The organism is Nocardia sp. NPDC057455 (assembly GCF_042802775.1).
Taxonomy (GTDB): domain Bacteria; phylum Actinomycetota; class Actinomycetes; order Mycobacteriales; family Mycobacteriaceae; genus Nocardia.
In genome coordinates this window covers 20,657-31,174 of sequence record NZ_JBHVDM010000085.1, presented here as the reverse complement: position 1 = coordinate 31,174, position 10,518 = coordinate 20,657, and the positions used below count along the sequence as shown (strand labels likewise).

The 10,518-nt window shown below is 69.9% G+C and carries 12 protein-coding genes; 7 read left to right on the top strand and 5 right to left on the bottom strand.

Annotated features, from left to right (window positions below; genetic code table 11):
* Nucleotides 1–68: 68 nt before the first annotated feature.
* Entirely contained in the window at nucleotides 69–848 is a 780-nt protein-coding gene (locus tag ACFU5M_RS27080) for a purine-nucleoside phosphorylase (protein ID WP_379053687.1), read from the top strand.
* Nucleotides 849–2,345: a phospho-sugar mutase gene (locus ACFU5M_RS27075; protein ID WP_379053685.1), complete on the top strand. Its 1,497-nt coding sequence runs from the start codon at nucleotides 849–851 to the stop codon at nucleotides 2,343–2,345.
* Nucleotides 2,346–2,363: 18 nt separating this feature from the next.
* On the opposite strand, the gene upp is transcribed toward ACFU5M_RS27075, so the two are convergent.
* Nucleotides 2,364–2,987 (bottom strand): uracil phosphoribosyltransferase, encoded by a 624-nt coding sequence (gene upp, locus ACFU5M_RS27070; RefSeq protein ID WP_379053683.1) that lies wholly within the window; start codon nucleotides 2,985–2,987, stop codon nucleotides 2,364–2,366.
* Nucleotides 2,988–3,131: 144 nt separating this feature from the next.
* Between upp and ACFU5M_RS27065 the strand changes: the two genes are divergently transcribed.
* Genes ACFU5M_RS27065 through ACFU5M_RS27045 form a run of 5 tightly spaced genes read left to right on the top strand, consistent with a single transcriptional unit; the run spans nucleotide 3,132 to nucleotide 6,537 of the window.
* The gene (locus ACFU5M_RS27065) at nucleotides 3,132–3,452 is read left to right on the top strand and encodes a hypothetical protein (protein ID WP_379053681.1); all 321 of its coding nucleotides are present in this window, start codon (nucleotides 3,132–3,134) and stop codon (nucleotides 3,450–3,452) included.
* 4 nt (nucleotides 3,453–3,456) lie between these two features.
* Nucleotides 3,457–4,566, top strand: a complete 1,110-nt coding sequence (locus ACFU5M_RS27060; protein WP_379053680.1) for a C40 family peptidase — start codon at nucleotides 3,457–3,459, stop codon at nucleotides 4,564–4,566.
* Nucleotides 4,563–4,904: a hypothetical protein gene (locus ACFU5M_RS27055; RefSeq protein WP_379053678.1), complete on the top strand. Its 342-nt coding sequence runs from the start codon at nucleotides 4,563–4,565 to the stop codon at nucleotides 4,902–4,904. The genes ACFU5M_RS27060 and ACFU5M_RS27055 overlap by 4 nt, the downstream gene beginning before the upstream one ends.
* Entirely contained in the window at nucleotides 4,901–5,248 is a 348-nt protein-coding gene (locus tag ACFU5M_RS27050; protein WP_379053677.1) for a YbaB/EbfC family nucleoid-associated protein, read from the top strand. The genes ACFU5M_RS27055 and ACFU5M_RS27050 overlap by 4 nt, the downstream gene beginning before the upstream one ends.
* Nucleotides 5,249–5,274: 26 nt before the next feature.
* On the top strand, nucleotides 5,275–6,537 hold the full coding sequence (locus ACFU5M_RS27045) for a primosomal protein (RefSeq protein WP_379053675.1): 1,263 nt from the start codon (nucleotides 5,275–5,277) through the stop codon (nucleotides 6,535–6,537).
* Here ACFU5M_RS27045 and ACFU5M_RS27040 read toward each other — a convergent pair whose 3' ends face one another.
* The 4 genes from ACFU5M_RS27040 to ACFU5M_RS27025 form a co-directional block, all read right to left on the bottom strand.
* Nucleotides 6,538–7,194, bottom strand: a complete 657-nt coding sequence (locus ACFU5M_RS27040; protein ID WP_379053674.1) for a hypothetical protein — start codon at nucleotides 7,192–7,194, stop codon at nucleotides 6,538–6,540.
* 104 nt (nucleotides 7,195–7,298) lie between these two features.
* A complete protein-coding gene (locus ACFU5M_RS27035) occupies nucleotides 7,299–8,396 on the bottom strand; it encodes an adenosine deaminase (protein WP_379053672.1) in 1,098 nt (365 codons plus the stop codon).
* A 164-nt stretch (nucleotides 8,397–8,560) separates the two neighbouring features.
* The gene (locus ACFU5M_RS27030; protein ID WP_379053671.1) at nucleotides 8,561–9,850 is read right to left on the bottom strand and encodes a thymidine phosphorylase; all 1,290 of its coding nucleotides are present in this window, start codon (nucleotides 9,848–9,850) and stop codon (nucleotides 8,561–8,563) included.
* Between the two features lie 86 nt (nucleotides 9,851–9,936).
* The gene (locus ACFU5M_RS27025) at nucleotides 9,937–10,338 is read right to left on the bottom strand and encodes a cytidine deaminase (RefSeq protein WP_379053669.1); all 402 of its coding nucleotides are present in this window, start codon (nucleotides 10,336–10,338) and stop codon (nucleotides 9,937–9,939) included.
* Between the last annotated feature and the right edge of the window lie 180 nt (nucleotides 10,339–10,518).

Genomic DNA, 10,518 nt, shown 5'->3' with positions numbered 1-10,518 from the left:
GCCACAAAGGGGCCGCGAACACCCAGCGCCGAAGGCGCTGGAAATCAAACACAGCTATGGTGACGATCATGCTTGCCGAACAGGCCGCCGAGGCGATCGCCGAACGTACGGGAGTGTCACGCCACCGGGTCGCGGTGGTGCTGGGGTCGGGCTGGCAGGACGCGGCAGCGGAGATCGGGGCGCCGCGGGCGTCGGTGCCGATGCCGGAGCTGCCCGGTTTCGGGACGCCGACCGCACAGGGCCATGTCGGCGTGATTCATTCCGTTCAGGTGAACGACAACGCCGTGTTGCTGCTGATGGGCCGCCAGCATCTCTACGAGGGGTATCAGCCCGCCGATGTGGTGCACCCGGTGTCGGCGGCCGTGGCGGCGGGCGCGGAGATCGTGGTGCTGACCAACGCCGCGGGCGGTATCCGCTCCGGCCTTCGGGTCGGTGATCCGGTGCTGATCAGCGACCATCTCAACTTGACCGGCCGCACGCCGCTGGCGGGCGCGACCTTCGTCGACTTGGTCGACGCCTGGGATCCGGAGTTGCGGGCGCTGGCCAGGGAGATCGATCCGAGCTTGGCCGAGGGTGTATACGCGGGCCTCACGGGGCCGCAGTACGAGACGCCCGCCGAGATCGGGATGCTGCGCACGATCGGCGCGGATCTGGTGGGCATGTCCACCGTGCTGGAGGCGATCGCCTGCCGCGCGCTGGGTGCGCGGCTGCTCGGTATCTCGCTGGTCACCAACCTGGCCGCGGGAGTAACCGGCGCGCATCTGTCTCATGCCGAGGTGCTCGCCGAAGGCCACGCCGCGGCTCCGCGCCTCGGCAAATTGCTGCGCGGCGTGCTGGAACGGGTGTAGATGCTGCGCTTCGGCACAGCCGGCCTGCGCGGGCCGCTGTGCGATGGGCCGGACGGCATGAACGTCACCACGGTGAGCAGGGCGACCGCCGGACTCGTGGCTTGGCTGCGCGACCGCTGTCTCGGCGGCGGCGCGGTGGTCGTCGGCCGTGACGCCAGGCACGGTTCGGCCGAGTTCGCCACGGCGACCGCGGAGATCTTCGCCGCGGCGGGCTTCCCGGTGACACTGCTGCCGCGTCCGCTGCCCACGCCGGTGGTCGCCTACGCGGTGCGCGAGCTCGGCGCGGTCGCGGGTGTGCAGATCACCGCCTCGCACAACCCGGCCACCGACAACGGCTACAAGGTTTACCTCGACGGCGGATCACAGCTGATCGCCCCGGCCGACGCCGAGATCGAGCGCTGCATCGAGGCGGTGGCCGAGCCGATCGACCGCATACCGGTCGCCCCCGCCGACGACGACGTGGTCCAGCGCTACCTACGCCGTATCGCCGAACTACCCGCCTGGGTCGGCGGATCGGGCGAGCGGGCGGGCATCCGGATCGCACTCACCCCGCTGCACGGCGTCGGCGGCGATCTCGCCGTCGAAGCCCTTCGCGTGGCGGGTTTCTCCGACGTCCATGTGGTAGCGGAACAATTCGAGCCGGACCCCGACTTCCCTACGGTCGCGTTCCCGAACCCGGAGGAACCCGGCGCGGCCGACCTGCTGCTCGCGACGGCGGCCCGGGTCGGCGCCGACGTGGCGATCGCATTGGACCCCGACGCGGACCGGTGTGCGGTGGGCGTCCCGCGGCCGGACGGTACGTGGCGGATGCTGCGCGGCGACGACACCGGCGTGCTCCTCGGCGACTGTGTGCTGCGCACCGCCCCGGACGATGCGCTGGTGGCGACGACCATCGTGTCCTCGCGGCTGCTGTCGAAGCTGGCTCCCGCGCGCGGCGGCCGCTACGCGGAAACGCTCACGGGATTCAAGTGGCTGGCCCGCGCGGGCGACGGTTTGGTCTACGCCTACGAGGAGGCGCTCGGCCACTGCGTGGACCCGGCGGCGGTGCGCGACAAGGACGGCATCTCCGCCGCCGTGCTGGTGGCCGACCTGGTGGCCCGGCTGAAGGCGGCAGGTCGCGGCCTGGACGACGAACTCGACGACTACGCGGTGGAATTCGGCCTGCACGCGGGCGACCAGGTGTCGCTGCGGCTCGGCTCGGCCGCCGACGCGGCAGCCGTGGTCGAGCGGTTGCGGGCGAACCCACCGCGCGAGATCGCGGGCGAGCCGGTCGAGTACACCGATCAACTCCGGGTGCGGGGGCGGATGCGGACCGATGCGCTGATCTTCGAGGGTGCTTCGTCCCGCGTGGTGGTCCGTCCGTCCGGCACCGAGCCGAAGCTCAAGTGCTACCTGGAGGTGGTCGAGCCGGTGGGCTCGCGCGCCGGTCTTCCCGCCGCGCGAGCCGCTGCCCGCGAACGCCTTTCGGCAATACGCGACTTCTGCCGGACCTTCTGACCCCGGCCCGGTGGAGGTTCAGCGCGGGCCGAACTGCCTGTCGCCCGCGTCGCCGAGGCCGGGCACGATATAGGCGTTCTCGTTCAGTCCGGCGTCCACGACGGCGGTCACCAGCCGTACCGGCAGCCCCGAGTCCGCCAGTGTCGCAACCCCTTCCGGTGCGGCGACGACGCACACGGCGGTGATGTCGGTGGCGCCACGGGCCGCGAGCAGCTGCAGGGTGTGCCGCATCGAGCCGCCTGTGGCCAGCATCGGGTCGAGCACGAACACCGGCAGGTCGGCGAGATCGGCGGGCAACGATTCCATGTAGGGCACCGGCAGGTGGGTGTCCTCGTCGCGGGCGATACCGACGAACCCGATTCTGGCGTCAGGGATCAGCTCGGCGGCCGCGTCGATCATGCCGAGCCCGGCGCGCAGCACCGGAACCAGCAGCGGCGGCCGGGCCAGTCGGATGCCTTCGGTGGGCGCGACCGGCGTGACGATCTCGAAGCGCTCGACCTCCGCGTCGCGCAGTGCCTCGTAGATCAGGATCCCGGTCAGATCACGCAGTGCGGCACGAAAAGCCGGATTCGCCGTTCGCTCGTCCCGCATCGTGGTGAGCAGGGCGGCGACGAGTGGATGGTCCACGGTGTGGGTGCGCATGAGGGAACGATAAAGTCGGTCGCGGGTGCGCCGCCGGATGCCACCGGACTTTTTTCCGAAGCGGCGGAACCGAACCGGAACAGCGCGCGTCGAACCAAGTGGATGACGTACTCTGCCTGGGAACAACAGATGGGGGAAGCTCTGATGCGAAAGATGTCGGCGGACACCGAAGGCATTGCGGCCTACGGCGCGACCGCTCACGTCATGGCGGGTGAGATGGCGGCGGCCGGGGTGAGCGCCGCGGCGGCGGAGCCCGCGTTGCTCGGCCCGATCATGGGGCTGATCGGCGGTGACTTCATGGCGGCCTACGCCGCGGCCCACGCCGGGCATGTCGCCGCGATCGGCCAGCTGTCGGCGGTGCTGACCAGCATGGGTGGCGCGGCCACCGGCGCGGCGGCCGTCCTCACCGAGACCGACGCCGCCCACGCGAGCGCGCTGCGGAGCGCGGCCACCGAGGTGGAGTGAGCCAGTGATCGATGTCAACGCATTGGCGCAACCGATCCTGGACCTGCTCGCCAGCTTCGGCAGCGGCGTGCTGCCCGCGGGCGGTCCTACTGACGCGCTGCGCAGCACCTCCTCTGTGGTGGACCAGATCCACCAGATGGGCCGCGACAGCATCAACGGGATGAACTCCGCGTGGGACGGTCGCGCGGCAGACGCGGCCACCGCCAAGGCACTGCGTGTGCAGACCTCCGCGGCCACCATCTCCGATCGTGGCAACGAGATGGCGACGGTCGTGAACCAGGCCGCGGGTGAGGTCGAGACGGGCCAGAAGGATCTCACCGGCATCGCGCAGTCCTTCGTGAACACCGCGGCGAGCATGGGCCCGGTCCTGGCGACGCCGGAGGGCCTGACGGTGCTCGTCGGCTCCGCGATCGACCATCTCAATCAGGCCCTCAACGTCGTCGGCCGGGTCCAGAACGAATTGCAGACGCACACCGCGTCGATGAGCGACCTGACCCCGCCACCGACCACTCCGTCGCTCGCCGGTGTGCCCGCCGCCGGCGTACAGCAAGCGGCGTCCGCCGCGTCCGGCGTGCTCAGCGGTGCGGGCTCGTTGCTGAGTACCGTGATGGCCACGCCACTCCAGTCGCAGTCCTCGCGCAGTTCCAGTGGCACGCCCGGCACGACGGGGACGCCCAAACCGGACACCGGTTCGTCGGGCACGCCCGACGACGGCAAGGGCGTGAAGATCACACTGCCCGACGGCAGTGTCGTGGAGGCGCCCAACGAACAAGCCGCCACGGCGGTCCGGTCGGCGATCGGCGCCGTCGGCACGCCCTATGTCTGGGGCGGCAACAGCCCGGGTGCGGGATTGGATTGCAGCGGGCTCACCAAGTACGCCTACGGCGAGGCGGGCGTCGACCTGCCACGGCTCGCGTGTGACCAGGGCAGCGGGGCCTCACCGGTGTCGGCCGGTGATCTGATGCCCGGCGACCTCGCCATCTGGGACGGCCACGTGGCCATGGTGATCGGTAACGGCCAGCTGGTCGAGGCGGGTGACCCGGTCCAGATCAGCTCGATTCGAACGGAGAACTCAGGCATGGACTTCTACGGTTTCTACAGGCCGACGGCATGACCCGACCCCCGGTCCCCAACGTCACGGTGGCGGCCAGCAGCAACCGGTCGGGCACCATCTCGGTGCGCGCGACCGATCAGGGCATGCCGGTCGAGATCAAGTTCGAGCGCAGCGAATACCGCTACGGCGCGCAGTCGCTCGCCAACGAGATCCTGCGGCTCACGCAGCGTTCCACCATCGCGGCGCGGGCGCGGCGGCGCGAACTGCTCGCAGAGTCGGGCATGCCCTCGGACATCCTCGACCGGCTCGGTCTGCCCACCCGCCAGCAGGCGGTGGACGAGCTGGACCGGATCGACGACGCGGACACGGGACCGACGACCTGGATGAGGCCGGTATGAGCGCGGAAATGGACGCCCTGGTCGCGGCGGCCACCCAGAAACTGGAGGCGCTGGAAGCCGCGCTGTACGGGTTGAAGCAGGTGCGCGGACGGTGGACCTCCGAGGACGGCGCGGTGAGCGTCGAGGTGAACAGTGACGGCGCGATGGTCGGTCTGACCTTGGCGGAATCGGTCACGTCGCTGCCGCCGGCCGAGGTCGGGCAGTTGATCGTCTGGGCCTGCAGGCAGGCCGCCGAGGACGCCGGCACGCAGCGGTCCAAGGTCGTTGCGACACTGAACGAGTCGTTCGTCCCCGCCGGGCAGCCGCCCGCGGGCACGAATGGGGGCGGGCCGGATAGTGCCTGACGCGGAAGGTCGATAGGCTTCCGCTCATGGCTTCTGGAGACATCGTCCCGATCGAGCTCGGCCTGACCGACGGCGATCTCGTCACCCTGTGGGCACCGCGCTGGCGAGATGGTGACGACGAGTGGGAGGCGTTCCTCGGTCACGAGGACGCCCTCTACGGTTTCGAGTCCGTGGCGGAGCTGGCCGCATTCATCCGCACCAACGCCGACAACGACCTCGTGGACCATCCGGCCTGGAAGGTCGTCGCGGGTCTCTCGGCGGTCGAACTGGAGCCGGAGGAGAACTTCACCTTCGATCTGGTCGCGGTGCCGGAGCTGGCGGCGGGCGAGCCCGACGTCGACACCGTCGCCGAGCTGGAGGACACCCTCGGCATGGTGCGCAACATCGGCGAGGTGTGCGAACTCGAGACGGTCACCAAATTCTTCGGTTCCCACCCGGTGCTCGGCGCGCTGCCCGGCGGCGTGAACGCGTTCGTCGGCCGCGACGGCGAAGAGCTGTGGGACCAGATCGGCGCCGCCATCGCCAAGGGCTGGGACGACGTCTTGGACGCCATCGACTCCGTCGTGCAGACGCCCGAGGTCGACGCCGAGGCGGTCGCGGTCGCCGAGGCCGAACTGCTGGCCGCCGAGGAGAACGTGGTCGACGCCGACGACGCCGCCGACAGCGACGAGGAGGAGTTCGAACCCGTCGACCTCGACGCGGAAGAGGACGACGAGGAGGACGACGTCGAGGACGAGGACGAATCGTTCTGGCACGAGGTCGGCATCGACCCGGTCAAGATCGTCACCTCCGAAGGCAGCGTCTTCACCCTGCGCTGTTACCTCGACGACGAGCCGATCTTCCTCGGCTCCAAGCGCTCGATCACGGTGTTCTCCTCCGAGCGCGCGCTGGCCCGGTACCTCGCCGACGACCACGAGCACGACTTGGCCCGCGTGAGCACCTTCGCCGACGTGCAGACCGCGGCGGTGGACGGCTCGCTGGAGGTCGAGGTGACCGACGAGAACGTCTACGTGCTGCCCGGCTTGGCCGAGGACTTGGCCGAAGGCCCCGAGGCCGTCGACATCGAACAGCTCGACTTGGCGGTCGAGCTGTTCACCGACGCCGCCGACTACGCCGACGACGACACGGTGGAGCAAGCCCTGGCCCAGTCCACCCCGCTGGGCTGGTACGTCTCCTACCTGCTGAACCCCGACCCCACCCGGTTGGCGCCCAATCCGCCGTTCACCGCGGAGGCCCAGGCCTGGCGCGAACTGGAACGCAACCTGGAGTCCCGGCTCGACAAGCAGTAACTAGGTCAGCCGGATCCAGACCTGCTCGGCCTGCCCGAGCAGGCGTTCGTCGGCGCCGTAGACCGCGGTCGAGGCCCAGCACTTGCGCCCCTGCTCGCGGTGGAATTCGCCCACCACGACGCAGCGCTCGTCGACCTCGGGGATGTCGTGCACCGTCGCGGTCATCGAACCAAGCAGAGCGGGACGCTCGAGCATGCCGGGCAGCGACCAGCCGCCAGGGCAGTCCATCGCGGCCCACAGCAACGGCGGCCCCAGCGGCACGGTGTCGTCGGGGACCCATGGCGCGGCCACTCGGTGCTCGTCCACCCGGCCGGGTTCGATGCGCAGCCCGTCCGCCCTGCCACTGCCGCAGACGAAGCAGGACCCGAACATCTCGATGCTCGTGTAGCTACGCGAAGCCTCGGACGCCTCGGTGAAGGGGACACGACCCGGGGCATCGCGTTCGAGTTCGCCGCTGTCGGACTCGGCGATCAGCGTGTCACCGTAGTAGAGCCGTTCGTCCCGCACGTCGAGGGGCGTCTCCAGCGGCGGTCGGCTGCGCAGGATCACGGTGACCGTCCGCTCGTCACGCTGGGCGGCGAGCAGACCGGCCACATAGCCACCGTTGCCGGAATCCGGTGGTCCGTTGAACCGGCGGGAGATGCGCAAGGTCGCCATGTCGCCACGCTAGCGAACTGGTTGCCGAGCGGCTGCCGAACCTCGCAGCCGACTCGGCTCGTGCCCATACGACGCGTTCGACGCGTTCGACGCTTCGTGCCGCCCTAGCCGATCAGTACCGCGTATCCGGGCTTGATGATGTCGTCGATGATCCGCAGCCGCTCGGGAAACGGGATGAACGCCGACTTCATGGCGTTGATGGTGAAGCGCTCCAGGTCACTCCAGCCGTAACCGAACGTCTCGACCAGCTTGAGCATCTCCGCACTCATGCTGGTGTCGCTCATCAGCCGGTTGTCGGTGTTGACCGTGACGCGGAAGCGCAGACGGGCCAGCAGGTCGAACGGGTGCTTGTCCAGCGAGGGCACCGCGCCGGTCTGCACGTTCGACGACGGACACAGCTCCAGCGGGATGCGCATGTCCCGGACATAGTTGGCGACCAGCCCGAGCTGCGCGTCCTCGACCGCGCCGGGCACGCTGATGTCGTCGGTGATCCGCACACCGTGACCGAGCCGGTCGCAGCCGCAGAACGCGAGCGCCTCGTGAATGGACGGCAGCCCGAACGCCTCGCCCGCGTGGATGGTGAAATGCGCGCTGTTGGCCCGCATGTACTCGAACGCGTCGAGGTGCCTGCTCGGCGGGTAACCGGCTTCCGCGCCCGCGATGTCGAAGCCGCCCACTCCGCGATCGCGGAAACGCACCGTCAGCTCCGCGATCTCCCGCGAGCGCGCCGCGTGCCGCATCGCGGTGAGCAGGCAGGTGACCACGATCGGGTGCCCGCGCTCCGCGGCCGCCGCCGCACCTTCGCGGAATCCGGCCAGCGTGTGCTCGACCACCTCGTCCAGCGTCAGCCCGCGCTCCAAGTGCTGTTCGGGGGCGAAGCGCACCTCCGCGTACACGACGCCGTCGGCGGCGAGGTCCTCGGCGCATTCGCGGGCAACCCGGCGCAGACCCTCCGGGGTCTGCATCACGGCCACGGTGTGCGCGAAGGTCTCCAGGTACCGTTCCAGCGATCCGCTGTCGGCCGCGTCGCGGAACCAGGCCGCCAGCGAGGCCTCGTCGGAGGCGGGTAGGTCCTCGTAGCCGCTGTGCGCGGCGAGTTCGAGCACCGTCGCGGGCCGCAGGCCACCGTCGAGGTGATCGTGCAGCAGCGCTTTCGGCGCTTGGCGGATCGAGGCGAGAGTCAGAGGCATCGGTCCAGTCATGTATCGACGGTAGCCGCAGCGCGCGTATTCGGCAGCCGAGTCCGGCCGTGGCAACCATCTCGTTGCCCGCCGGATGCGGGCCGGTCCACAACGGGACACCGATCGGTTCCGCCCACACGTGCTGTACACGCGCCCCACGCCGCCGCTGGGCTACTGCGGACCGTTCACGACACGATTCGGTCGAGGATCAGCGAGGCCGGATCGGGCGCGGCAGTGGCTTCGATGGTGACCGCATCGCGCAGGGCCGCCATAGCGCCGGAAAAGGCTTCGGGAGTGTCGGTGTGCAAGGTGAGCAGCGGTTTACCCGCGGTGACGGCATCCCCCGGTTTGGCGTGCATTTCGATGCCCGCGCCGGACTGCACCGGATCACCCTGACGCGCCCGGCCGGCGCCGAGGCGCCAGGCGGCGATACCGACGCTCAGCGCGTCGAGCCGGGTCAGCACGCCGTCGGCGCCGGCGCGCACGGTCTCGGTGTGCTTCGCGGTGGGCAGCGTCGCGTCCGGGTCGCCGCCCTGGGCGCGGATCATCGCGCGCCAGTGGTCCATCGCCCGGCCGTCGGCCAGCGCATCGGCGGGGTCGGTGTCGAGCCCGGCCAGCGCGACCATCTCGCGAGCCAAGGCGATGGTCAGTTCGACGACGTCTGCGGGACCGCCGCCGGCCAGCACCTCCACCGATTCCGCGACTTCCATGGCGTTGCCCGCGGTGCGGCCGAGTGGGGTATCCATCGCGGTAAGCAGCGCGACCGTCCGGACACCCGCGTCGGCGCCGAGTTCGACCATGGCGGTCGCCAAGTCGCGCGCCCCGTCGAGTGTCTTCAGGAACGCGCCGGAGCCGACCTTGACGTCGAGCAGCAGCGCCGCGGTGCCCTCGGCGATCTTCTTGCTCATGATCGAGCTGGCGATCAGCGGGATCGACTCGACCGTGCCGGTGACGTCGCGCAGGGCGTAGAGCCGCCGGTCCGCGGGCGCGAGGTCGGCGCCCGCCGCGCAGATCACCGCCCCGATGGCCGGGTCGGCCAGGAGGTCGCGCATCCGCGAAACCGGCACGTCCGCCTGCCAGCCGGGGATGGATTCCAGTTTGTCCAGCGTGCCGCCGGTGTGGCCGAGGCCGCGCCCGGACAATTGCGGCACCGCGGCGCCGCACGCGGCGACCAGCGGCGCCAGTGGCAGCGTGATCTTGTCGCCGACGCCGCCGGTCGAGTGCTTGTCCACGGTCGGGCGCGGCAGGCCGGTCAGGTCCATGCGCCGTCCGGAGCCGATCATGGCGGCGGTCCACCGCGCCGTCTCGCGCCGGGTCATCCCGCGCCAGACGATCGCCATGGCCAGCGCGGACATCTGCTCGTCGGCCACCACCCCGCGGGTGAACCCGTCGACCACCCAGTCGATCTGCGCGTCCGACAGCTCGCCGCCGTCCCGCTTGGTGGTGATGATCGAAACCGCGTCCAGTGCCGTCACGGTCGACAGTTTGGCATGTGCGGACGTGGACTCGGGTTCTCGCCGATGGGATGAACCCGGCCCCGCGGTGGCGCGGATCAACCCGGCTACACCTGCCCGGCGTCCAAATCGTCCGGCCCGAATGCGTCCGGCAGCAGCGCCCGCAACGGCATCGGTCCGGCCTCGTGATCGACCAGCAGATCAGCCCCGCCGTGTTCGTGGAGCAATTGGCGGCAGCGACCGCAGGGCATCAGGATTTCGCCGCGAGAATCGGTCACCGAGACAGCCACGAGACGGCCCCCGCCGCCCGAAATCAAGTTACCGATGAGTACACATTCGGCACACAGGCCCAATCCATATGAGACATTCTCCACATTGCAACCGCTCACCATTCGGCCATCGACGCTGAGAGCCGCGGCGCCGACCGGAAACCGCGAGTAGGGCGCATAGGCGTTTCGCATAACTCGAAATGCGTTGTCACGCAGCGATTTCCAGTCGATTTCCGGCATGGGGAACCCCTCTCGAACCGGCCCGATCACGGCCGCGCAAGGGCCACGACGGAACCCCGTACACATCAAGAAAGGTAAGCCTAACCCGATCGACTGTCGCGCAACGCACGGTACGCCGAATTAGTTCCGGGATTGCTGGGGGATTAGAGTCCAGAACAGATCGGTTCAGGTTTCCCTGCG